This is a genomic window from Kitasatospora sp. NPDC041917, from assembly GCF_055589745.1.
Map to the genome: position 1 here is coordinate 263958 of NZ_JBVJBI010000009.1, position 21829 is coordinate 285786.

The window sequence follows — 21829 nt, forward strand, 5'->3', positions numbered from 1 at the left end:
GCCGACAGGCCACTTAGCGACCGGGGACGACGTGACTTCGGAGATCTACTTCAGCAGCAACTACCGCGACCTGTGCGAGCAGCACGGCACCGGCGCGGGCTTCCAGTTCGAGTTCTCCTGCTACCGCTGCTCGGACACCTGGCGTTCGGCGTTCGAGCCGTTCCGGACCGGTCAGATGGCGGGCTGGATAGGCAAGGGCGTCAGCGCGGCCTGGAACCTCATCGGCGGCAACGCCAACACCATCAGCAACGCCGCCGACGGTCTGGCCGGCCAGACCTGGGGCACCTCGCGGGACGCGGCCTTCCAACGGGCCATCACCAACGCCCAGTCCCATTTCAACCGGTGCGCCCGGTGCACCCATTACGTCTGCGGCCGCTGCTTCGACCCGGCCCAGGGTCTGTGCCACACCTGTGCCCCGGACACCGCGGCCGAGGCGGTGGCGGCGCAGCACCGCGGCCTCAACGACACGGTCACCGAGCGCGCGTACAAGTCCGGTCAGCAGTCCGGGGCCGAGTTCGACGTCAACGCGCCGCGTCAGCTGGTCTGCCCGCAGTGCCACACCGAGACCCACGGCACGCCGTTCTGCCCCGGCTGCGGCTTCCGACTGGCGCAGCCCGTCCAGTGCCCGAGCTGCCACAAGGACGTCCCGGACGGCGCCGCGTTCTGTCCGTCCTGCGGGACGAGACGCTGACACCTCGTCCGCAGGACGGCGGGGCGCCCCCGGAGCGACGGGCCGGAGGCGCCCCGCCGTCGTGCGCGCGGGACGGACCGGCTCAGCCGTACGAGAGGCTGGCGCAGGGATCGTCGTCGGCCGAGCGGGCGGCGCCGCTGACGCTGGTGGGCAGCGGGGCCGGGGCGGTGGGGGCGCCGCCGGGGGCCGCGGTGGCGGGGCCGGCGGGGTTGGCGGCGGCGAAGTCGTGGCCGAGGACGACGCTGACGCCCCGGCCGCCGGGCTGCACGGTCGCGCCGGGGAACAGCTTGGCGACCGCCTCGGCGGCGGTGCGCTCGCCGGTGCCGTACTCGACGACGGTGGTGCTGCGCGGCTTGCCGACCGCGTTGCCGACGCCGGCGACGGTGTAGCCGGCGCCCTTGACGGTCTCCGCGGCCCGGCCGCCGAGCCCGGACTCGCCGGTGCTGTTGAGCACGGAGACCTTCACCTCGGCGGCCTTGGCGTCCGGGGCCGGGGTCGGCGCGGGCGCGGCCTCGGCGGCGGGTGGGGCGGAGGGGGTGGCGGCGTCGGCCGGGGCGCTCGCGTCCTGGCCGTCGATGGTGCGGTCGGCCTTGAGCGCGGCCCACAGCTGGTCCACGTCGGGGTGCACCAGGGCGACCCGCGGGCCCTCGTAGCGCCAGGGCACGGTGAGGAACTTGATGTCGTGCAGGTTCACGTCCTTGAGTTCCATGGCGAAGGAGAGCAGCTTGGCGGCCGAGCCGAGGCCGGGGTCGACGGTCAGTGACCTGGTGGCCGCGTCGGCCAGCGGCAGCAGCGTGGTCGGGTCCATGCCGCGGGACTTGACCTCCTTGATGAGGGAGGACATGAAGGCCTGCTGGCGCTTGGTGCGGCCGATGTCGGAGCCGTCGCCGATGCCGTGCCGGACCCGGACGTAGTCCAGCGCGGCCTGGCCCTCGACCTTCTGTTTGCCCTTGGGGAAGAGCAGCTTCCCCTTGTGGCCGAGGTTGGGGTTGAGGTCCCCCTCGTGGATGTCGTTCGGCAGGCAGACCTCGACGCCGCCGACCGCGTTGGTCATCGCGGCGAAGCCGTTGAAGTCGACCACGATGGTGTGGTCGACGCGCAGGTTGGTCAGCTTCTCGACGGCGTTCTGGGTGCAGGCCGGGTTGCCCTGGTCGCTGTCGCCGACCGAGAAGGCGCTGTTGAACATGACATTGGTCTGCTCCTTGGTCCACTTGCCGTTGGGGAGCTTGCACGACGGAATGGTGACCAGGGAGTCGCGGGGGATGGAGATGCCGACGGCGTGCTTGTGGTCGGCGTAGACGTGCAGCAGGATCGCCGTGTCCGAGCGGGCGCCGCCGTCCCCGCCGCCGCCCAGGTCGCTGTTGCCGTTGCCGCGGCTGTCCGAGCCGATCATCAGCACGTTGACCGGGGTGCGGCCCTGGGCGTCCGGGGTCGCGGCCTCCGGGCGGTCCTTGCTGAGCGCGTCGCCGTCGAAGGTGTTGATGTTGCTGTTCAGCCGGTAGTAGAGGCCGGCGCCGCCGAGGACGGCGAGCGCGGTGCAGCCGGCGGTCGCCCAGAGCACCTTCTCCTTGGTGCTGCGCTTGGGCTTCTTGCGCGCCCGGGCCGCTGAACGGCCGTCCGATATGCTCGCGCTGTCCGGGTTCCGGTCGTTCTTCTGGCCGGTTCTCCGGCCGGTGGCCCGGCGTCCGCCCGCCCGGTGCGGCGAATTCTCGGCTTCGGGGGAACCCTTTCGGCCAGACACGTCGTCATCCTCCACAGTTGCCACGCGAGCCCCCGTCGAAAGCGGCGGGTTCGCGTGGCCCGGGGCCGGAGCCGATCCGGGCGTGACCCGTCGCTAAACTTTTACACCGCTGTAGAACTTCAGTGGAGCATACTAGGCGCGGATGGGAAAACCAGCTGGTCAGACCATGAGAAATTGGTCAGAGCGGCTGTTCCGCGCTGCTCCGGACCCGTACGAGGAGCACGATGACTGATCGGATAGCACGTTCGATAGCCGGCGCCCTGGTGGCCCTGCTGGCCGCCGCCGGCCTCACCGCCGCGGCCTCGGGCGCGGCGGCGGTCGCCGCACCCCGAACCGTCGCGGCCGCCGCCGCGCATCCGGGGGCCCCCGGGGGTGCCGCCGCCGCGGACGGCGGCGCGCAGATCGGCACGGAGGCGCGCGCCGCCTCCGCGGTCGCCGCCACCTCCGCCACCTCCTCCGCCGCCGACGTCGCGCACCTCGCGGCCAAGGAGGAGAAGAAGAAGAAAAAGGGCTTCTTCGCCAAACTGGGCAAGTTCCTGCTGGTCGTGGTCATCCTGCTGATCCTGCTCGTCATCCTGCTGATCGTCGGGATCGTCTACGCCGCCAAGCGGATCTTCGGCCGCCGCAAGTAGCCGCGCACCGCCACCGTCGGTCGTGCACCGGTCGTGCACCGGCCGCTTACCGGCCGAGTACACCGTGCAGCGCGCACGGCCGCGACCCGGGCGTTCGCCGCCGCCCGCCGGGCGGTGGAGCCGGAACGACCGCCCGGGGCGGGCCACTTGACGCCGATTGGCCCTGGCCGGGGTGCCGGGGCCGCCCGAGGATGGGCGCCATGAGCGACTTCCACATCCACGAGAGCCCCGAAGGGCTGCGCCCCGAGAGCCGGGTCGTCCACCCGCCGCTCGCCGAGGTCACCGGCAGCCGTCCGCTCGGCGTCCCGCTGCACCAGGGCCACCTGTTCGCCTTCGACACCGGCGACGCACTCGCCGGGGCCCACGACGGACCGGACGGCGCCTTCCTCTACAACCGCTTCGGCAACCCCACCGTCCGCTCGCTGGAGCAGGCCGTCGCCGGACTGGAGGGCGGCATCGGAGCCCTCGCCACCGCCTCCGGCATGGGTGCGATCAACACCGCGCTGCTCTCCCTGCTGCGCGCCGGCGACCACGTGATCGCCCAGCGCAGCCTGTACGGCGGCACCGTCGGCGCGCTGACCGACCTCACCGAGCGCTGGGGCGTCGAGGTCGACCACGTGAGCGGCGACGACCCCGCCGGGGTGGCGGCCGCGCTGCGGCCCAGCACCCGGGTGCTGCTCCTGGAGACCGTCTCCAACCCCACCACCCGGGTCACCGACCTGGCCGGGCTGATCGCCGTCGCCCGGCACGCCGGGGTGGTGAGCGTGGTGGACAACACCTTCGCGACCCCGCTGCTGTGCCGCCCGATCGAGCACGGCGCGGACATCGTGATCCACTCCGTGACCAAGTACCTGGGCGGGCACTCGGACGTGCTCGGCGGGGTCGCCGTCTTCGCCGACCCGGAGCTGCACCGGCGGGTCTGGCGGCGCTCGCTCGAACTCGGCGCCTCCGCCGACCCGTTCGCCGCCTGGCTGACCCTGCGCGGCATGCAGACCCTCGCCCTGCGGGTCCGCCGCCAGTGCGAGACCGCGCTCGACCTGGCCGGCCGGCTCGCCGCCCACCCCGCGGTCACCGCCGTCCACTACCCGGGCCTGCCCACCCACCCCGACCACGACCTCGCCCGCCGGCTGCTGCCCGACGGCCACGGCGGCGTCCTGGCCTTCGACCTGGCCGGGGGCCGGAAGGCGGCCGGCAGGTTCACCGAGTCCGTCCGGCTCGCCTCGCTGGCACCGTCCCTGGGCGACGTGCACACCCTGGTGCTCCACCCGGCCAGCACCTCCCACCGGCAGCTGTCGGACGAGGAACTGGCGGCGGTGGGCATCGGGCCGGGGACGGTGCGGCTGTCGGTGGGCATCGAGCACCCGGAGGACATCTGGGCGGACGTCGCGCGGGCGCTGGCGAAGGTGTGAGCCCGAGCGCTGCGGCCGCCGGCGCGGGTGAGTGCGGGCCGGCCCGGGCCCCGTGCTCGACGTCCGGGGCGCAGCCCGGGTCCGGAGCGCGGTGGAGGTGGGGCCGCCCCGCGGCCCGTCAGCGCTGCCGGGGCCGGGCCACCAGGAGCGCGATGTCGTCCTCGGCGGCCGGGGCCGGCGGCGGGGCGAGGGAGCGCAGGACGGCGTCGAGCAGGCCGTCGAGGTCTCCGGCGGCGGGCAGCCGCAGCGCCGCGAGCCGCTCCAGCGAGACGTCGATGTCCTCGCCCCGGCGCTCGACCAGGCCGTCGGTGTAGAGCAGCAGGGCCTGCTCCGGCAGGAGCGGGTGGGCGGTCTGCTCGTAGCCGCCGAGACCGGTGCCGAGCGGCGGGCCGGTGGGGACGCGCAGCAGCTCGGTCGGCCGGCCGGGGGTGATCAGGGCGGGCGGCAGGTGGCCCGCGCTGGAGAGGGTCCAGCGGCCGCGGCCCGGGTCGGCGAGGGCCAGTAGGCAGGTGGCCGGGCGGGCGGAGTCGTCGGCGGAGATGATGTTGTCGAGCTGACGCAGGATCCGGTGCGGGGGCAGGTCCATTCCGGCGAGGTCCCGCAGTGCCGAGCGGTAGTGGCTCATGTCGACGGCGGCCTCGACGCCGTGCCCCATGACGTCGCCCATGGCGAGCAGGGTGCGCCCGAACGGCAGTCGGACCGTCTCGAACCAGTCGCCGCCGACCACCGAGGCGCTCCCGGAGGGCAGGTAGCGGGAGGCGAGGACGAGGTTCTGGTGCGGGTTGCCGGGTTCGCTCAGCAGCGCCCGCTGGAGTTCGAGGGCGATGTCCTGGGAGCGGGCGAAGCGCCGGGCGTTGTCGAGGGCGGTGGCGGCGCGGGCGGCGAGGTCGCCGAGCAGGGCGGCCTCGTCGGGGGTGAAGGCCGGGCCGGCGGCGGTGCGGCCGAGGGTGAGCAGCCCGATCAGGCGGCCCCGGGCGGCCAGCGGCAGGACCAGCAGCGAGGCCGTCCCCGCCGGACAGCCGTCCTCGGGGCCGGGCTCGGTGAGCACGGCGACACCGCCGGCCAGGCTGCGGGCGGCGGCCGAGCCCTCCCGGTGGCGGATCGATTCTCCGGACCGGGGCAGCTCGGCGAGGGCGGCGGCCAGCGCGGGCACGGACCGGGCGCCGGCGCGGCGCAGCCGCTGGGGCGTGCCGTGGCCGGCCCGGGCGGGTTCGGCCTCGGGCGGCAGCAGGTCCACGACGGCGAGTTCGGCGAGCCGGGGCACGGCGAACGCGGCGAGCTCCGCGCCGGTGGTGGCGATGTCGAGGGTGGTGCCGATCCGTTCGGTGGCGGCGTCCAGCAGAGCGAGCCGGGCCCTGGCCCGTTCCAGCTCGCGCAGTTGGTCGCGGGCGGGGTCGGGGTCGTCCAGGACGACGACGACCACTCCGGTGGTCCGCCCGGAGCGTCGCAGTGCCCGGTAGCGCACCCGCAGGCCGGGCGGCACGGGGGCGCCCGCACCGTCCGGGCCTCCGGTGGCGTGCTCGCGGGCGAGGCCGTCGGCGAGCACCCGGCGCAGGATGCCGAGGGCCCCGGCGAAGGCGGTGGTCCCGGCGGCCCGGCCGAGCAGGTCCGCGCGGCGCAGCCCGGTGGCGGTGGTGAACGCCGCGTTCAGGTACTGCCAGCGCAGGCGCTCGTCGAGCAGCGCGACGCCGACGGGGGCGGCGGCCAGGACCTCGCGGAGCCGCTCCGGATCGTCGCCGCCGCTGTCACCGCCGCTGTCACCGCCGGTGATCGCGCCGAGCCGGGCGGCGAGGGCCGCCGCAGTCGCCGCCAGGGACCGGGTGTCCGGTGTCGCGGGCCGCGGACCCTCTGCTCGGTTGCCGTGCCGGAAGTGCATACGCCCATGATCACGCGCCCGCGCGCGGCACGCCCACAGGTGGGTGAAACGTTGACCGGCCGGAGACGGTGCTGTAACGGAACGCTCGGACGGCTCGGACGGCTGCGGGGCCGACCGCGCGGACATCCGCGCCGCCGTACGGATACGGCAGGCGAACGCCGGATGATCTCCGGTCATACTTGGGCGGCGGCGCCCGACCCCGGACGCCGCGGGCCGGGCCGGGCCCACCCGGCCGTACCGACCCGGCCGTACCGCCCCGGCCCGCGCCCGAAGACCCAGACCGGAGGAACCCGATGAGCCCCCACCAGCCGACCAGTCGCCCGGCGGCCGGGGCCCCCGGGGTGCCGTGGAACCGGCAGCGGCTGCGCAGCAACAACGAGTGGCTCCTGCTGGAGCTGCTGCGCACGGGCGGCGGCTCCTCGCGCGCCCAGCTGGCCCGGGACACCGGGCTGTCCAAGCCGACGGTCTCGGCCGCCCTGGCCGAGCTGGAGCGGGCGGGCCTGGTCCGGGAGGCCGGGCGACTGGCCCCCGAGCGGGGCCGCACCGCCGTGCTGTACGAGGTCGACCCGACGGCCGGGCACGTGCTCGGCGTGGACATCGGCCGGGCCCGGCTGCGGGTGGCGGTGGCCGACCTGGCCGGGACGGTGATCGCCCGCCGGGACGTCGCCAACCGGGGCCGCTCGGCGAACGCCGTCGCGGACGCCGTGGTCGCCGCCGCGCACGAGGCGATCGCCGAGGCGGGCCTGGCCGCCGGGGACATCGTGCACGCGGTGATCGGCACCCCGGGGGTGTGGGACGAGCAGCGGCGCGGGGTGCGCTACGCCAGCAGCCTGCCCGGCTGGGGCAGGCCGGGACTGTTCGACCGGATAGGGGAGGGCCTGGGAACGGCCGTCTCGGTGGCCAACGACGCCAACCTGGCGGCGCTCGGCGAGTACACCCTGGGTGCCGGCCGGGGCAGCCGGATGTTCGCGTACCTCCTGGTCGGCACCGGCCTCGGGCTGGGCGTGGTGAAGGACGGCGAGCTGCTGCTCGGCGCGCACGGCGCGCTGGGCGAGATCGGCCTGGTCCCGCTGCCCGGGCGGTCCGGCGAGCCGGGCGCGACCATCGAGCAGGACGCCGCCGCGGACGCCGTGGTGCGTGCCGCCCGGGACTTCGGGCTGGACGGGGAGTCCGCCGCGCGGCAGCTGACGGCGAAGCAGGTGTTCGAGCGGGCCCGGGCCGGGGAGCCCGCGGCGGTCCGGGCGGTGGAGCGGGAGGCCGAGCGGCTCGCCTACGCGGTGGCCGTGCTGTCGGCCGTCCTGGACCCGGACCTGGTGGTGCTGGGCGGCGGGATCGGCAGCAGCGCCGACCTGCTCCTGGAACCGCTGGAGCAGGCCCTGCACCGGCTCGCCCCGATGCGTCCGACGCTCGCGCCGAGCCTGCTGGGGGAGGAGGCGGTGCTCCTCGGCGCGGTCTCCACGGCGCTGGAGACCGCCCGCCCCGAGGTGTTCGAGCGCCGGACGGCGGGGCTGCGCTGACGGTCGATCGGCGGGGCCGGCCGGGCGGCCGCGGCGTTCGGCCGGGTTCTCCTGCTGCTGTCTTCGGCTGCCGTGTTTCGCCCGTTGCGCTCGGCCGGTGGCCGGAAGGTCTCGATCTGCCAACGAGTGGGGGTTCGGTGGACGGTGCGTGTGCGGTTCCTGCTTGAATCGCACGACTCATCCATACGGAACGGAGCGTTCTCCTCCCATGCCTTCACGGATAGCCGGTCGCCGTCGGGCCGGCCTGGCCGGATTCGCCGGACTCGTCCTCACCGTCGGTCTGGCACTGACCGGGTGCGACCCGTCGGCGGCCGACGGCGGTGCCACGGCCTCGGCCACACCGACCGTCGCCACCACCACGACCGCGGTGACCACCCCGCCGGCGGCGCCCGCCGCCCCGGCCCCGGTCAGCAGCCCGCCGGCCCAGCCGGCCCCCGCGGCGCCGGTGGCCACGCCCCCGCCGGTCGCGCCTCCGGCCCAGCCGAGCGCCCCCGCGCAGCCACCCGCCACCAAGGCGCCGCAGCCGAAGGTGACCACCGCCCAGCCGCCGACCGACCCGGAGCCTCCGGCGGCGGCCGGCGCCGGGTGCGACATCCGCTCGGCCGCGGGCAACTGCTACGAGGCCGGGCAGTTCTGCCGCACCGCGGACCTGGGCAAGAGCACCCACGAGGCCGGCGGCCGGGTGATCTACTGCCGGATGGTCAGCGGGAAGCCGCACTGGCAGGCCTGAGGCCCCGCGGGCCCGGGGCGATCCGGGCTCAGGCGCCGATGACGCCCAGGGTGTCCCAGACCAGGTGCTCGTAGGCCTGGAGCAGCAGCCCGTACTCGTGTGCGGCGGCCAGGGTCGGCCCGTCCAGTCGATCCGGGCCCAGGGCGTCGGCGGCCTGCTGCTCCAGCTCGGGCGCGGGCTGGGCGAAGAAGTCGAAGAACGCGCAGGCCTCGTCGGAGAAGCCGTACCGGCTGCGCAGCGCCTGCGCGATGGTGGCGCAGTAGCCGCCCCAGAGCGCGTAGTCAGGTTCCACCTCTGGATGCGGACGCGCTCTGCTGATCGGAGTGTGGGGCCATGGCGAGCAGGGTGAGGTACCTGGATCTTCTCCTTCGGAAGTCCCAGGTGGTCCGGGGAACCACCACGCGAGACATCCTGTCGTTGAAGTCGCAGGAGAGCCAGGGGCGGGCCTGGGGCAAGCGGCACGGTTACACGATCCGCCGCGTCTTCCGCGAGAACCTGTCCGCTTACAAGGCCGGGGTCAAGCGTCCGGATTTCGACGAGGCGGTACAGGCGCTTCTCGACGGCGAGTCGGACTGCTTGTGGGTCTATGACTCGTCGCGGTACAGCCGCAAGGGTGCAGGTGACGTGCTTAGGATTCTGGAGCCGGCGTGATCGCTGTCGCCTCCGGCACCACCACGGCCGACCAGGACTTCACCAGTGGCCAGGACCTCGGGGCCGACGAGCAGCCCGGATCTGACCATCAGGACGTCCGGCGCGACCGGAAGCGGGGCATCGAGCGTGGCGACGACGCGCGGATTCCACGTCGCGATCCCCCACGCCCCACAAGACCCGGCCGCCGCCGCTTCGGCCAGGACACCGCAGGCGGCGGCCAACTGCTCCTCGCCTCGTTCACCGGCCGTGAGCGAGGCTTCCGGGTTGTGCAGGCCGCCTTGGTGTCGGTCAGCCTGGTAGCCGATACCGATGTGGGGATCGCTGCGGAGCAACTCGCCTCAGTCGTAGGAGAGTTCAGTGCCTTCCCGTTCGGGGAGCCAAAGGACATGGCGATGCTTCGTCAGATTCATACGAAACTCGACGCTGCACAACGGGAGTTCGTCACCGCCGCCAGGCGATCGATCCACGCGTCAGACGCGAAGCAAGTCCCCTGGCGTTTGGGTGGTCCGCCACCCTGGGGTGAGATTGAACAGATCCATCAGCGAGACAACGACATCGGTCGCGTCATCCCCTGAACCACATTGGGTTCGGAGCGTCACGGGACATGCACAAAGGGCCCTTCCCAAACCATGTCGGGCCGAACAGTCACGCGAACGACGGCCACCGGCAGGCGGCCCACTCCCGCCAGCCCGCCCAGCCGGCGGGCGGGCCGGCGACCTCGCCGCCTCCCAACTCCGCCGCGTCGGGCTCCTCGAAGTGCGCCCGGCCATCCTGGATGTCGGCCTCGGTCATCGGGAACGTCTCCTCGGGGGTAGTCGCCCAGCGATGGGCGATCCGGGCGCGCTGGGTCGCATCGTCCACCGGCAGGTAGAGCATGCGGAAGGACGCGCCCTCGGCCTGCGCCAGCCACCGGATCGCAGACCGTTCGTCACGGGACCAACAGCCGTAGTCCACCACAACGTTGGTGCCCAGCCTGACCGCCTCCAAGGCGAGCCAGAGCATGCGCCCCTCCAACACGTCGCGCTTCCCGTTCGCCTCCGCCTCACGGAACAGGGGAATCATCCAGTCGTCGGGTGTCAGGCGCAGCGCGCCGTGCTCATCGGCGAGCTGCCGAGCCCTCGTGGTCTTTCCGGCCCCTGGCAGGCCGACCATCAGGAACAACGTGGTCACACCCAGATGGTGGCAGGGAGGCCGGGCAGGCGACCACCGCTTTATCTGCCTGATGCCGGTCAGACCGCCCGCCCCACGACCCGAACAGCGGCTCAACGTGATGCGTCACGTGGTCCGCCCGGACAGAACCTGGCCGAAGGAATACTCCCCATGCTCAAAAACCCCACTGCACCAGTCGAGGAACGCCTCGCCGAGGCCAAGCGCACCGCTGCCGACGACCAGGACCCGGCGTAGCCACCCGAGGCCCCTGACGGCCTCGACCGCCTGCCCGGCCGATTCGGCAGAACCCGGCCCGGCGGCCCCGGACCACCCCGGGGCCGCCCCACCACCCGATGGAGCCACCACCCGATGACGCACACCGACCCATCCCACGCCCACGACATGCCGATGGCGGTCTTCCCGGGCTACCTCGCCGGCCCCGGCGAGGACCTCGACACGCTCTTCGCCTTCACCAGGGGGCGAGACGACTGGCTGCTGACCGTGGAGGACAACAACCTGGTCGCCTGCCACGAGAGCGCGACCGGGATCGTGATCCTCGACCGGGCCGAGGACAGCACCCACCCCCGGTGGACCGTCGCCTCCGGCCGCGGCCGGCCGAGCGGCCTCGCCTGGCACGCCACGTTCGACGCGGCCACACCGGCCGAAGTGGTCATGGCCGCGGCCCGCCGCCTCGCCCACGGCACGGGCCAGCCCACCCACGCCGAACGCGAACAGCACCTGTGGAGCCACACCTGCCACGCCGACACCTTCCAGGCCCTCCACACGGAGGCAGCCCGCGCCCGCTGGAGCGCCGGCACCCGGTGCTGCACCCCCACCCTCGACGCGCCCGACGGCACCGCCACCCTGCGGATCCACCGCGCCGCCGAGGGCCACGGCGACGCCCGCGACCTCGCCTGCACGCTCACCGCCGGCGCCCGCGGCCACGAGGCAACCTGGCGGACGGCCGAGTTCAGCCGCACCGTGCCGACCAGCGTCACCATGGCCACCCTGCGCACCGTCACCGACCCCGGCCGCTACACCCGCCGGGCCTCCCGGATCCCGATGCTCCACCGCGCCGCCCTGCGCACCCACCCGGTGGCCCGACGATGCCCGGAGCCCGCCCTTGGCCGATGACCAGCCCGGCCACGGCACCGCCCAGGGCGAGCAGCACGTCGTGGCGCGCCCCGGCTACCTCGCCGGGCCGGGCCACTCGGACACCGCCAACGCGGCCTTCGAGGCCTTCGAGGCCTTCCTCGCCGAACACCAGGGCTGGTCCCGGCACTCCTGTGACGGCGGAGACACCAGCGTCGCCGTCAGCGACTGCCTCACCGGCCGGATCCGGATCGACCACGAGCCGGGCGACCGCAACTCGCGCTGGATGGTAGCCGGATACGAATCCGCGGTCGGCGAGCGGCAGCCGCAGTGGCGGTAGACGCGGCCGCGCTTGGCTGAGGAGCGCATGGCGATCACTTCATCGAGCTGGGGGAACGGCCTGTATCCCACCAGTCGCCCTGGAGCGGTCCCCGGGACCACCATGCGACCACCAAGGGGCCTGGAGATGCTCTGACCTGGGCTGATCCCTTGGCGTGTGCTCAAGTCACCTGCGGCTCCGTTGAGCGGCTCGCAGCCTTGTGGATCATGCCCAGCGGCCCGATTCTTGCGCGCAGCGTCACTACAGGCGATGGGTTGACTGCTCTGGGGTGTGAGGTGGTCTGGGCGTGGCGCTGGCGGTGGTTCGGGCTGGGGTCGGCTGCGAGCTATGGTGATTGCTCTGAGTAATATCGGGCCGATCGGGGGGCGGGTGTCGATTGGCTGGGCGGGCTGCCGCTCGATAGTCGTCAGGTTGAGTGTCGTCGCGCTGAGTTGCCGAAGAGGCTGGATGGCTGACGCGCTCCTCGTCGCGCTCTGTGATTGCTGACGCGGCTGTGCCGAGCCGTCGGGTGGGCTCGGAGCTGCTTGTCACGGGGTGGAGTCGACCCTGGCGCGGCGGTTGGTCCGGGTATGAGCGCCGTCGGCTGCCGGGTGGATGCGGTGTCAGACGAGTCGGTCGCGGTTGTCTGCGGCGATGGCGCGGACGAGTGCGGCGAATTGGGCGCGGCTGTGGTGCTGGTGCCGTTCGGCTGTCTCGTCGTCCGATTCTTCCTCGTCGTCGTCCCGATCCTCGTCCTCGGCGTATTCCTGGTGGAGGAGCCAGCAGCCGTTGATGCCGGTGAGGAGGTCTTCGAGGAGGTCGCGGGCGGGGCGTCGTGGGTCCAGCGGGGTGAGGCGGATGCCGGTGAGCGCGGCGTCCGCCTCCTCCGAATCGTCGTCGGCGTACTCGGTGATCACCTCCTCGGCCTCCTCCAACTGCTCGCGGAGAGCGGCCGGGTCGGGCAGCACGCCGTCCCCGATCCGCATGGCGTGGCGCACGAGCCCGGTGACCGCGTCGTAGGGGGACACACCGGCCTCAAGGAGTTCCAGGACGAGCGTGGGTGTCGCGTGGGGGAGTGCCTCGATGTTGTCCGCCTCCCGGATCACCTCGGTGGGCGCGTACCCGGACGCCTCCGAGACGGCTTCGGCTGCGGCGTAGAGCCAGTGGGCGGCTGCCACGGCCGCTGCGGTGGGGTCGATGTCGGAGTAGAGCGCGGCCGGGCCGAACGGGTCCGCCTGGAGCAGCTGGTCGGCGGCGGCGACCTGGACGGGGGAGGCGCCTTCGCGGCTGAGCAGCACGGCCTGCTGCGCCCGTCCGGTGAGGTTGCCGAGCTCGGCGCCTTCGACGGCGGCCAGCTCCACCGTGGTCTCGGCGCGAATCGCCTCGGTCAACGCGGGGTTGTCCAGGGCGATGAGGGCGCGGCCGACGCGGTGCGCGTTCTCCAGCACCGGGCTGTACTCGACGATCACCGAGCCGCCCTGGGGAAGGTTCGGCGTGGTCACGGCTGCGGCGACCCCGGCGAACGCCTTGCGTTCCTCTTCCCGACGCCAGCCCTCGCTGTTCACCTCCAATGAGTCGGCGGCGCCGGCCGGGTGGGTGTAGGCGCGCCAGACCGCCGCCGACAGTTGGGTAAGGGCCGCAGTCAGGCGGGACAGCGCGGCGAGATCCGTGCCGGCCGGGACGGTGGCGATCCGTGAGGCAAGGTCGCCTTGGCCGGTTCCCCAGGTGGCGATGAGTTCGTGTCGAGCAGGGTCGACGCAGTAGCGGGTCATGACGGACCACCTCCAGCTCGACTACGTCCTATCACCTGTGATCGGCGGGGTGGGCGCGGACACGGGTTTCCATCCGAAGAGGGGGTCGGAGGGCCCGCGCGGTGTGTGCCGATTGATGTGCGGGGCCGCGTCGGCGGCGGGGCGGCGGGGCCGGCGCTTGCCTGCCGTTGCCGTTCACCGGCGAGATGATCACGTGAACATGCAGCCGGTGAGAGCCTGGATCGCCACTTCTCGCGGTGATCCTGGGACGTAACCGGTTCGGATGACTCCTTGGGCGATCCGTTCCCTGCCGGGGCATCGTCACCGATGCTTGCCGGATCGGCCGGCGCCCCGTACTCGCGGGCGTTGGTCGGTCTGATGCCTTCTATCTGGGGCCGAAGGTGTTGAGGAAGAGCACCGGCTCGGCGCCGAAGCGCCCGGAGGCGTCGAGGTCGAGGAGCGCCGCGAGGGCCTTGGCGGTGTAGGTGTGTTCGAGTGCCAGCCCCGCGTCGGAGGCGGCGCGGTTGAGTGCTGCGGTGGCTTCGGCAGTTGGGTGGGCATAGCCGGGACCGAGCCAGCCGCGGTCGAGGCGGATGTCGTCCGAGCTGAGGCCGAGTGGGGGCAGGGCGGCGCCCCGATTGCGGAGCAGCGCCTCGGACTTGCGGGCCAGCGCGTTGAGCACTGTGCTGTCCAGGCGCAGGGTGTCGTTGACGACGATCCCGAGGACGCGGGTGCGCAGGCCGGCCAACCGCAGCCCCAGGGCCAGGCCGGCGGCGGTGCCTCCCGAGCCGACCGCGGTCACGACCCAGCCGGGCTCGGGCAGCAGCCCGTTCGACACCTGCGCGGCCAGCTCCAGTGCGGTTTCGACGTACCCGAGCGTGCCGAGCGGCGAGGATCCGCCGGCCGGGAGGAAGTATGGGAGGGTGGGGCCTCGCATCGAGGAATGGCGTGCGAAGAGCCAGGGGGCGGCGAGGATCAGGCGGGTCTTGGTGTGTAGGAAGTGCAAGGTGGCGCCGGATGCACGAAGGCGCCGGAGCTGGGCCCGGGTGTGACCGTCGACCGGATGGTCGATCAGGGCGAGGGCGACGGTGAGGCCCTGTTCGGGGGCGTAGAGTGCCGCTGCCAGGCCCCAGTTGGTTCCGAGACCGCCGACGGTGAGGAGCGTCCGGGCACCGCGCCGGTGGGCTTCGGGTAGCAGCCATTCCAGCTTGCGGACTTTGTTGCCGCCCCATCCGCTGTGCCCGTAGCCGCTCTCGTCCTTCAGCCAGAGCGGAGACTGGCAGCCGAGCCCGGCCAGAGGCCGCACCGGCGTCGGCACGTCGCCCAGCGGGAGGTGCGGCAGCGACTCGGCCAGTTCAGGCCAACGCTGGTGCAGCAGCGGACGCGTCATACGACCGACGATACGGGAGCAGCGGCCCGCCGAGGAGGGTGATCAAGTCGGCCACGCCACGTTCGCCGGCAACGTTGAGCACCGGCAGCGTTGACCAACTGCGGGGTGAACGCGCCGATGACGCTTCTCAGCCCGGTGATGTCGAGGTCGAACCGACCCAGCCCGGATCCACCGCTCCGCTTCTGAGGTGACCGTGTCGGTGTTCGGGCGGCGATGACCGGTGGGAGGGCGTGTGGCACCCGCTGGTCTGTCCAGCTCTTCCACAGGCTCTCCGGTCGGCCCTCGCGGGCGGGGTGGGTGGGTTCGGTCAGCGGGTCGGCGGTGCGTGGGCGGCGTCGAAGAACGTGGTGAAGGCGTCGCGTCAGTGCCACTGCATCGGCAAACGTATCGTCAGACGCCATGCCGAGCGCGCAACCCGGGCCGGGATATTGACCAGGTGGGCACGGAGGGTGGCAGTCGGGGCCCTGGCGTGGAAGGTCCCGGCGAGCGTGCCGGCGGCCCGAAGCAGGTTGAACGCGATCGCCCACAGGGTCGGCCAGGCGGCGTTGGCCTGGAAGTTCCCGGAGGGCAGGTGGGCCGGCGCGCCGGACTTGCCGTCCGCGATCACCTGCTCGACGACCGTGTGCTGCCAGGTGCTGGAGCTCGGTCTGGAGCGTGGTGAAGGGGCTGTCGGTGAAGACGGGGCGGTAGCGCCGGGCCGTGAACAACTCGCCCTGACCGGCGGCGGATTCAGCGCTCAGCCGGGGGACGCGGCGCACGATGAGGAGGGCGGTGACCTGCTCGGCTTTCCGACGTGAGAGACGGTCACATAGCGGATTCCCGCTGACGTGTGGAGTATGTCGAGTTCCTGTCATGCCGGATTCGGACAGTGCGGACGACTGTCTCCGGAAGTGGTTCTCCACGCAGTCTTGCCGACGGCACGGCCGACCGCCTCTTCCGCCCCGACAGGGCGAGCAGGCGTGTCGGCTCCGTTATGCAGAAGGAGTTCTCGTGAAGAAGACGCTCGCCTGGGCCGTCACCGTTGTCACCGCGGCCACCTGCGCCCTCGGCGCCTCCCTGCCGGCAGCGGCCGCGGACGGCACGACGGCCACCGCCGGAGCCGCGGCCTCCGCCTACGGGCTCGACACCTCCTCGCTCACTCCGCATCAGCGGGATCTCGTCGACAAGATCCTGACCGCGATGCCGGCCGGCTGGCAGGAGCGGGCCGCCGCCACCGCCGCCGAGTTCGGCGTGGACGACACCCCGTGGGCGAACATCCTCGACGGCGTCATCAACCCGGGCGACTACCAGTGCAACAACACGGCGCTGACGGCCTACGCGAGGGACACGCTCAAGGACGCCGACCCGGTCTTCCGGTATGCCCTGCCAATGATCGGGGTGGGGACCCTCGCCATGTACGACGCGATGCTGACCGCCGACGACCCCAAGTCCACCACCTTCGGCGTCAACGGCGAGTACACCAACCAGCTGAGGTCCGAGGGGAAGGACCTCAAGAAGTTCTGGGACATCGACTCCGACGACATCCAGATCGTGCCGATGCACGGCGGTGACGTCTTCTCCTCCCCGGAGCGGCTGGCCCGCGCCCTGTACATGCAGGTTCCCATCGGCAGCGTCGAGGGCAAGCTCCCCGTGGCCCGGTGGCTCATCGAGCTCATCAACTCGGAGCCCGCCCTCAAGGGCGGCACCAACCCGTACTTCACCTTCAACGCGATCGCCTACACGGAGAAGGGCAGCTCGCACCCGCGGGGCCTCTCCGACCACATCGTCGTGGGCGACGGCATCCTGCAGGGCATGGCAGCCGTCGGCCTGGGCGACACCGCTCCGCGTACCATCCTCGCCCATGAGTTCGGCCACCACGTGCAGTTCGAGGACAACCTGATCTCCAACACCGCACTGACCGGGCCGGAGGCCAGCCGCCGCGTCGAGATGATGGCGGACGCGTTCGGCACGTACTTCCTCACCCACTCGCGCGGCGAGGCCCTCAACACCAAGCGGTTGCTGGCCTCCGAGCAGTCCTACTACCAGGTCGGCGACTGCGGCTTCCGCAGCTACGGGCACCACGGCACGCCCAACCAGCGCCTCGCGGCGTCCGCGTGGGCCGCGAGCGTCGTCAACGACGCCGCCGACCAGGGCCACATCCTGCCCTCGCTGAAGCTCGGCGGGCTCTTCGACGCGAAGCTGCCCGACCTCGTGAAGCCGGACGCGACGAACTGAGGACGTACCCGGGTGCGCGGTCCGGCGCCGGTGCGGGCCCCGCACCGGCGCCGCCGCGCCACGGCCGCGCACCCGGGCCGCGGACGTGCGGGTCCAGCGCGACGAGACCCACCGACGGCGGCGGCCCGTACCGCCGGCCGCTGTGGAAGCGCGGTATCAGGCCGGTCGTCGCCCGCCGCGGGGTACCGCACGGCTCGGCTCCTCAGAGCCAGCCGCGACGGCTGGCCTGGACGCCGAGCTGGAACCGCGTCCGCGCACCGAGGAGCTCCTGGAGGCGGGTGATGCGGCGGGCCACCGTCCGCTCGCTGACACCGATCTCGCGGGCGATCGACTCGTCGGTCAGACCGCCACTGAGGTAGGTGAGCAGCTGCCGGCTCTCGACTCCGGGCGCCGTCCCGGCGTCGTCCGCCGCCTCGACGGCGGCCGGCAGCGGGACGGCGATCTGCCAGAACGACTCGAACACGCCGATCAGCGAGTCGAGGAGGTCCGATCTCCGCACGACGATGTGGTGCCGACGGTCCCAGTCGCCGGCCGGGGGGCACACGAGGGCGAACCGGTCGTCGCAGATGCCCATGTTCAGCGGGACCTCGGGAAAGACGCGGGCCCGTTCCCCGAGGCCGACGGAGGTCCGGACGGCCTGCCGGGCGGCCCCGTCCCGCAGCACCCGGGACCCGTAGACGACCGTGCACGTGACGCCGCGGGTCAGCGCCTCCCGGCAGCCGGGGGCCAGCACGTTGGGTTGTGCGGATCGGCCCGTGAAGCCGATGGTCAGGCCGCGCACCCGTTCGGTGGCCTCGTCGTAGAGCCGCCGGACCAGTGCGCTGCGGGCCGCCTCCGTCCGGGCGACTTCGATGTAGTCGGCTCCGTCGGCGTGGTGGTGGTCGCGCCAGAAGCGGGACAGTTCCTCGACGCCGTCGTGCAGGGCGGCGAGTTCCTTGGTGCGCTTGTCCACCACGACGTCCAGCGCGGCGCGCGGGGGTCGGGCGACCAGCCGTGTGCCGTCCGGTTCGACCAGGCCGAGGCCGGTCAGTTCGCCGACGGCGATGCTCATGGCGTGCGAGGTCACCCGCAGGGCGCCTGCCAGTTCGGCACGGGTCAGCGGGCCGCGCTCGACGAGGAGGAGGTAGGTGTTCTCGGCCGTATCGTTTATACCTATATCATTGAGCGAATACATATCCTCGATCGTCTCATGGGCCGACCGGATGCGGCGAGCGAAACCGTCGTCCTTCCGCCGCCGGCGGGTCGACTTTGGCGGGGTGTCAGGCGGCCTGCACCCGGCAGCGCCAGGGCGGAACCGAGGGCGACGGCGTCCGCGCCCGCGCTGCCCGTACCGCCACGGTCGTGCCGGGTGATCGTCACGAGGGGCGGCGGCGACATGGGTGTGCCGCCGCCACCGCCGCTGCCCCGGGCCTACGCCGGGAGGTGCCACTTCTGGTTGTCGCCGGCCTTGCAGTCCCAGATGATCAGCTGGGGGCTGCCGAGGCTGTAGCCGGGGTCGTCCAGGCACTTGCCGGACTGGGGGTTCATCAGGGTGCCGTCGGCGCGGGCGACCCACTGCTGGGCGCCGCCGCCGTTGCAGTGGTAGAGCTGGACGACGGTGCCGTCGGCGGTGCCGCTGTGCAGGACGTCCAGGCACGCGCCGAGGGCCCGCACCGTGCCGTCGCCGGGCAGTGTCCAGTTCTGGCCGGCGCCGCCGGTGCAGGCGGCGAGGGTGACCGGGGTGAAGTCGGCGGTGGAGCCGTTCCTGTCGTCCAGGCACCAGTTGTTCAGGCCGGTCACCGGGCCGGGGCCGCTTCCGGTGCCGAAGGTGGTGCGGCCCCAGACGTCGAGGATGGGTGCCACGTCGGCTTCGTCACCCAGGTGGGGCAGGCCGTACATGTCCTCGACGGTGCGGAGCATGCTGTAGTGGTTGATCGTCTCGCTGTAGCTGCCCGGGTGGACGTTCGCGCCGTAGAAGACGGTGGGCATGTGGTTGGCGGAGGTGAAGTTGTCCTCGTCCCACGTGACGATCAGCAGGCTGTTGTGGGTCTTGGCCCACTCCGTGTAGCCGCCGAAGACGTTCTTGACCCAGGTGTCGCCGCCCGGGATGCTGCCGTCGTGCATGGACTCGTGCTCGTTGCCGTGCGCGAAGGTGACGGCGGGCAGGGCGGCGTAGTCGGCGGCTGCGGCGGGGAAGCCGCAGTCCTGGCCGGCGGTCGGGGACGGGCAGGTCAGCCACTTGTCGACCGGGTTGGGGGCGGTGGCGGTGCCCGGCAGGTCGGCGAAGCGCAGCCAGGCGGCGGGGGTGGCTTCGTCGGAGTAGTCGGCGAAGCCCAGGCCGTGCTGGATCAGCTCGTTGGGCAGGTTGTCCCCGTCGACCGAACCGGGTGGCGGGGGAGTGCTGTTGGTCAGCCCATGGGTGGAGCCGGACAGGAGGGCGTAGTAGTTCGGCAGGCTGGGGTGCCACTCGCCGTGCGCGTCGCTGAACGACGCACCCGTCTGCGCAAGGGAGTTGATGTACGGGGCCTGGGCGGTGTTGCCGATGACGTCGCCGTAGTCCTCGTTCTCCATCATCACGATGACCACGTGGTCCGGGCGCGGGAGCGCGGCGGAGTCCGTCGTGGAGGGGGTGGCGGCGGCGGGTCCGGCGGCGGAGCATACGAGCGAGACAGCGGCTGCCATCACGGCGGCCGTGGGCCCGCCCGTCGTTCGCCTCCGCTTTCGGACACTCGGGAACAGCTTCTGCATGATCACGGTCGGTTCCTCCGAGGGTCGGCCCGATGCCGGGGATCCACCTTTTGAGACGCCGATGGGCGGGAGCGTCTCCAGGGAGGCTGTCCCGCCCATCGGGTGATGATGGTGCGTCACGTGGGACCACGCGCCGCGTTACTTGACGGAGCCGGCGGTGAGTCCGGAGACGACGTGTCGTTCGATCACGGCGAAGAGGATGACGACCGGGATGATGGCCACCAGCGAGGCGGCGAACACGTGGTTCCACTGCACGTTGTAGGCGCCGATCATGTTGTTGATGCCGACGGTGAGCGGTTGCCGGTCGGGTGAGTTGGTGAGGGTCAGGCCCATGATGAATTCGTTCCAGGCCGAGATGAAGGTGAAGATCACGGCGGTGACCACGCCCGGCAGGGCGAGCGGCAGGGTGACGCGGAAGAGCGCGCCGATCCGGCTGTTGCCGTCGATCATCGCGGCTTCCTCCAGCTCCATCGGGATGGAGCCGATGTAGGCGCTGAGGATCCAGATCGCGAAGGCGAGGTTGAAGGCGGCGTTGGCGAGCACCAGGACGATGGGGGTGTCCAGCAGGTCGAGCGCGTAGAACTCGCGGTAGAGGCCGACCTGGAGGGCGGTGGGCTGGAACATCTGGGTGACCAGCACGAGCAGCAGGAAGGCCTTGCGGCCGCGGAAGCGCACCCGGGCGGTGTAGTACGCGGCGGGCAGGGCGACCAGGAGCACCAGCAGGGTGGAGCCGCCGGCCACCAGCAGGGTGACCTGGAGGTTCTGGCCGAGCGTGGTGTCGGTCCAGACCTTGGTGAACGCGGACCAGTCGGAGCCCGTCGGCAGGTAGGAGTTGTCGCGCAGCTGGTCGGCCGGGCGGCCGGCGGTTATCAGCATCTCGACGTAGGGCAGCAGGAAGAGCGCGGCGAGTGCCCAGGCCAGCGTGGTGAACAGGACGGTGCGGGCGCGCGGACGGCGTGCCGTCGGCGGCAACTGAAGGGTGGTCATCAGCTCTCCTCCCCGTTCCAGCGGCTGACCTTGAGGAAGACGATCACCATGAGGATCACGACGGCGAAGTTGACGACGGACATGGCGGCGGACTCGGCGACGTCGTAGCCGCGCAGCATGTACATGAACACGGTGGTGGTGGCGGTGTCGGCGTTCGGGCCGCCCTGGGTCATGCCCCAGATGACGGGGAACGAGTTGAAGACGTTGATCAGGTTGATCACCAGGCCGACCAGGAAGGCGGGGCGCAGCAGCGGCAGGGTGACCTTGCGGTAGGTCTGCCAGGGGGTGGCGCCGTCCACCCGGGCGGCCTCGTAGACCTCCCCGGGGATGGTCTGCAGTCCGGCCAGCAGGGTGTAGGTGGTGAACGGCAGTGAGACGAAGACGGCGACGAAGACCAGCCAGGGTCTGGCGTGGGCGGCGTCGCCGAGCCATGCCTGGGGGTGGTCGATCAGGCCGAGGTCGAGCAGCAGGCGGTTGAGCACGCCGGCGACCTGGTCGAGCATCCAGCGGAAGCCGATCGCGGTCATCAGCACGGAGGCCGCCCAGGGGGCGATGAGCGCCCAACGGGTGAGGCGGCGGCCGGGGAAGTTCTGGTTGAACAACTGGGCCAGTGCGAGCGAGATCAGCATGGTCAGGCCGACGACGGCGACCGTCCACACCACGGTCCAGGTGAGGACGCCGGGCAGCCGGGGGTCACTGAAGAGTTTGTGGTACTTGACCAGTCCGGCCGGGCCGTGGTCCGTGCCCGTGGTGTCGATCCTGCGGAGCGAGGTGGTGACCATCTCGATGACCGGCCACACGACCACGCCCAGGATGAGCACGACGGCAGGGGCCAGCCAGGGCAGTGCCCCGAGCCGGGAGAAGAGGGAACGGCGCCTGGCCGGCCGGGAGGGGGCACCCGGCCGGACGTCCGTGGTGCTGCGAGAAGACACGGTGGGGGTTCCCTTTGCGGT

Annotated in this window: 22 protein-coding genes; 11 read left to right on the top strand and 11 right to left on the bottom strand. The window is 72.4% G+C overall.

What is annotated here, in order from left to right:
• The first annotated feature begins 31 nt into the window (after nt 1–31).
• Entirely contained in the window at nt 32–691 is a 660-nt protein-coding gene (locus ACZ6EM_RS14300) for a double zinc ribbon domain-containing protein (protein WP_401052789.1), read from the top strand.
• A gap of 82 nt (nt 692–773) precedes the next feature.
• On the opposite strand, the gene ACZ6EM_RS14305 is transcribed toward ACZ6EM_RS14300, so the two are convergent.
• Nucleotides 774–2432, bottom strand: a complete 1659-nt coding sequence (locus ACZ6EM_RS14305; protein ID WP_465772472.1) for an LCP family protein — start codon at nt 2430–2432, stop codon at nt 774–776.
• Between the two features lie 224 nt (nt 2433–2656).
• Between ACZ6EM_RS14305 and ACZ6EM_RS14310 the strand changes: the two genes are divergently transcribed.
• The gene (locus ACZ6EM_RS14310; protein ID WP_465772473.1) at nt 2657–3064 is read left to right on the top strand and encodes a hypothetical protein; all 408 of its coding nucleotides are present in this window, start codon (nt 2657–2659) and stop codon (nt 3062–3064) included.
• Between the two features lie 200 nt (nt 3065–3264).
• The gene (locus ACZ6EM_RS14315) at nt 3265–4473 is read left to right on the top strand and encodes a trans-sulfuration enzyme family protein (protein ID WP_465772474.1); all 1209 of its coding nucleotides are present in this window, start codon (nt 3265–3267) and stop codon (nt 4471–4473) included.
• A gap of 118 nt (nt 4474–4591) precedes the next feature.
• Here ACZ6EM_RS14315 and ACZ6EM_RS14320 read toward each other — a convergent pair whose 3' ends face one another.
• Nucleotides 4592–6349, bottom strand: a complete 1758-nt coding sequence (locus tag ACZ6EM_RS14320; RefSeq protein WP_465772475.1) for a SpoIIE family protein phosphatase — start codon at nt 6347–6349, stop codon at nt 4592–4594.
• A gap of 293 nt (nt 6350–6642) precedes the next feature.
• On the opposite strand from ACZ6EM_RS14320, the gene ACZ6EM_RS14325 reads away from it, so the two are divergent.
• Both ACZ6EM_RS14325 and ACZ6EM_RS14330 read left to right on the top strand, forming a co-directional pair.
• A complete protein-coding gene (locus tag ACZ6EM_RS14325; RefSeq protein WP_401054677.1) occupies nt 6643–7866 on the top strand; it encodes an ROK family transcriptional regulator in 1224 nt (407 codons plus the stop codon).
• A gap of 208 nt (nt 7867–8074) precedes the next feature.
• Nucleotides 8075–8596: a hypothetical protein gene (locus tag ACZ6EM_RS14330; RefSeq protein WP_401054671.1), complete on the top strand. Its 522-nt coding sequence runs from the start codon at nt 8075–8077 to the stop codon at nt 8594–8596.
• 28 nt (nt 8597–8624) lie between these two features.
• Here ACZ6EM_RS14330 and ACZ6EM_RS14335 read toward each other — a convergent pair whose 3' ends face one another.
• A complete protein-coding gene (locus ACZ6EM_RS14335) occupies nt 8625–8888 on the bottom strand; it encodes a hypothetical protein (RefSeq protein WP_465772476.1) in 264 nt (87 codons plus the stop codon).
• A 41-nt stretch (nt 8889–8929) separates the two neighbouring features.
• Between ACZ6EM_RS14335 and ACZ6EM_RS14340 the strand changes: the two genes are divergently transcribed.
• Nucleotides 8930–9247, top strand: a complete 318-nt coding sequence (locus tag ACZ6EM_RS14340) for a recombinase family protein (RefSeq protein ID WP_465772477.1) — start codon at nt 8930–8932, stop codon at nt 9245–9247.
• Nucleotides 9244–9822, top strand: a complete 579-nt coding sequence (locus ACZ6EM_RS14345) for a hypothetical protein (protein WP_465772478.1) — start codon at nt 9244–9246, stop codon at nt 9820–9822. The genes ACZ6EM_RS14340 and ACZ6EM_RS14345 overlap by 4 nt, the downstream gene beginning before the upstream one ends.
• A 70-nt stretch (nt 9823–9892) precedes the next feature.
• Here the strand turns inward: ACZ6EM_RS14345 and ACZ6EM_RS14350 are convergent, their stop codons facing one another.
• On the bottom strand, nt 9893–10417 hold the full coding sequence (locus ACZ6EM_RS14350) for a P-loop nucleotide/nucleoside kinase family protein (protein ID WP_452180474.1): 525 nt from the start codon (nt 10415–10417) through the stop codon (nt 9893–9895).
• 348 nt (nt 10418–10765) lie between these two features.
• Here ACZ6EM_RS14350 and ACZ6EM_RS14355 point away from each other — a divergent pair, with 348 nt between their 5' ends.
• Together ACZ6EM_RS14355 and ACZ6EM_RS14360 are read left to right on the top strand one after the other, a co-directional pair.
• Nucleotides 10766–11530: an SPDY domain-containing protein gene (locus ACZ6EM_RS14355; RefSeq protein WP_465772479.1), complete on the top strand. Its 765-nt coding sequence runs from the start codon at nt 10766–10768 to the stop codon at nt 11528–11530.
• Nucleotides 11520–11828 (top strand): hypothetical protein, encoded by a 309-nt coding sequence (locus ACZ6EM_RS14360; RefSeq protein ID WP_465772480.1) that lies wholly within the window; start codon nt 11520–11522, stop codon nt 11826–11828. Before ACZ6EM_RS14355 ends, ACZ6EM_RS14360 begins: the two co-directional genes overlap by 11 nt.
• Before the next feature lie 602 nt (nt 11829–12430).
• Here ACZ6EM_RS14360 and ACZ6EM_RS14365 read toward each other — a convergent pair.
• From ACZ6EM_RS14365 to ACZ6EM_RS14375, 3 genes are all read right to left on the bottom strand, one after another.
• Nucleotides 12431–13579 (bottom strand): hypothetical protein, encoded by a 1149-nt coding sequence (locus ACZ6EM_RS14365; protein WP_465772481.1) that lies wholly within the window; start codon nt 13577–13579, stop codon nt 12431–12433.
• 364 nt (nt 13580–13943) lie between these two features.
• Nucleotides 13944–14948, bottom strand: a complete 1005-nt coding sequence (locus tag ACZ6EM_RS14370) for a 1-aminocyclopropane-1-carboxylate deaminase/D-cysteine desulfhydrase (protein WP_465772482.1) — start codon at nt 14946–14948, stop codon at nt 13944–13946.
• Between the two features lie 361 nt (nt 14949–15309).
• Nucleotides 15310–15555 carry a hypothetical protein gene (locus tag ACZ6EM_RS14375; protein WP_465772483.1) on the bottom strand — a complete coding sequence of 82 codons (246 nt, stop codon included), beginning with the start codon at nt 15553–15555 and terminating at the stop codon, nt 15310–15312.
• A gap of 25 nt (nt 15556–15580) precedes the next feature.
• On the opposite strand from ACZ6EM_RS14375, the gene ACZ6EM_RS14380 reads away from it, so the two are divergent.
• Together ACZ6EM_RS14380 and ACZ6EM_RS14385 are read left to right on the top strand one after the other, a co-directional pair.
• Nucleotides 15581–15745: a hypothetical protein gene (locus tag ACZ6EM_RS14380; protein WP_465772484.1), complete on the top strand. Its 165-nt coding sequence runs from the start codon at nt 15581–15583 to the stop codon at nt 15743–15745.
• Between the two features lie 193 nt (nt 15746–15938).
• Nucleotides 15939–17162 carry a hypothetical protein gene (locus ACZ6EM_RS14385; protein WP_465772485.1) on the top strand — a complete coding sequence of 408 codons (1224 nt, stop codon included), beginning with the start codon at nt 15939–15941 and terminating at the stop codon, nt 17160–17162.
• A gap of 202 nt (nt 17163–17364) precedes the next feature.
• On the opposite strand, the gene ACZ6EM_RS14390 is transcribed toward ACZ6EM_RS14385, so the two are convergent.
• The 4 genes from ACZ6EM_RS14390 to ACZ6EM_RS14405 form a co-directional block, all read right to left on the bottom strand.
• Nucleotides 17365–18336, bottom strand: a complete 972-nt coding sequence (locus tag ACZ6EM_RS14390) for a helix-turn-helix transcriptional regulator (protein ID WP_465772486.1) — start codon at nt 18334–18336, stop codon at nt 17365–17367.
• Nucleotides 18337–18572: 236 nt separating this feature from the next.
• Entirely contained in the window at nt 18573–19823 is a 1251-nt protein-coding gene (locus ACZ6EM_RS14395) for an alkaline phosphatase family protein (RefSeq protein ID WP_465772487.1), read from the bottom strand.
• A gap of 204 nt (nt 19824–20027) precedes the next feature.
• Nucleotides 20028–20876, bottom strand: coding sequence for a carbohydrate ABC transporter permease (locus ACZ6EM_RS14400; RefSeq protein ID WP_401049532.1), 849 nt, complete (start codon nt 20874–20876; stop codon nt 20028–20030).
• Complete coding sequence (locus ACZ6EM_RS14405; protein WP_465772488.1) at nt 20876–21808, bottom strand: carbohydrate ABC transporter permease; 933 nt, start codon at nt 21806–21808, stop codon at nt 20876–20878. Before ACZ6EM_RS14405 ends, ACZ6EM_RS14400 begins: the two co-directional genes overlap by 1 nt.
• Between the last annotated feature and the right edge of the window lie 21 nt (nt 21809–21829).

Coding starts and splice junctions, on each gene's coding strand:
- ACZ6EM_RS14310 (WP_465772473.1), top strand. CDS start 2,657: ATGACTGATCGGATAGCACGTTCGATAGCCGGCGCCCTGGTGGCCCTG.
- ACZ6EM_RS14315 (WP_465772474.1), top strand. CDS start 3,265: ATGAGCGACTTCCACATCCACGAGAGCCCCGAAGGGCTGCGCCCCGAG.
- ACZ6EM_RS14320 (WP_465772475.1), bottom strand. CDS start 6,349: ATGCACTTCCGGCACGGCAACCGAGCAGAGGGTCCGCGGCCCGCGACA.
- ACZ6EM_RS14325 (WP_401054677.1), top strand. CDS start 6,643: ATGAGCCCCCACCAGCCGACCAGTCGCCCGGCGGCCGGGGCCCCCGGG.
- ACZ6EM_RS14330 (WP_401054671.1), top strand. CDS start 8,075: ATGCCTTCACGGATAGCCGGTCGCCGTCGGGCCGGCCTGGCCGGATTC.
- ACZ6EM_RS14340 (WP_465772477.1), top strand. CDS start 8,930: ATGGCGAGCAGGGTGAGGTACCTGGATCTTCTCCTTCGGAAGTCCCAG.
- ACZ6EM_RS14355 (WP_465772479.1), top strand. CDS start 10,766: ATGACGCACACCGACCCATCCCACGCCCACGACATGCCGATGGCGGTC.
- ACZ6EM_RS14365 (WP_465772481.1), bottom strand. CDS start 13,579: ATGACCCGCTACTGCGTCGACCCTGCTCGACACGAACTCATCGCCACC.
- ACZ6EM_RS14370 (WP_465772482.1), bottom strand. CDS start 14,948: ATGACGCGTCCGCTGCTGCACCAGCGTTGGCCTGAACTGGCCGAGTCG.
- ACZ6EM_RS14390 (WP_465772486.1), bottom strand. CDS start 18,336: ATGTATTCGCTCAATGATATAGGTATAAACGATACGGCCGAGAACACC.
- ACZ6EM_RS14395 (WP_465772487.1), bottom strand. CDS start 19,823: ATGGCAGCCGCTGTCTCGCTCGTATGCTCCGCCGCCGGACCCGCCGCC.
- ACZ6EM_RS14400 (WP_401049532.1), bottom strand. CDS start 20,876: ATGACCACCCTTCAGTTGCCGCCGACGGCACGCCGTCCGCGCGCCCGC.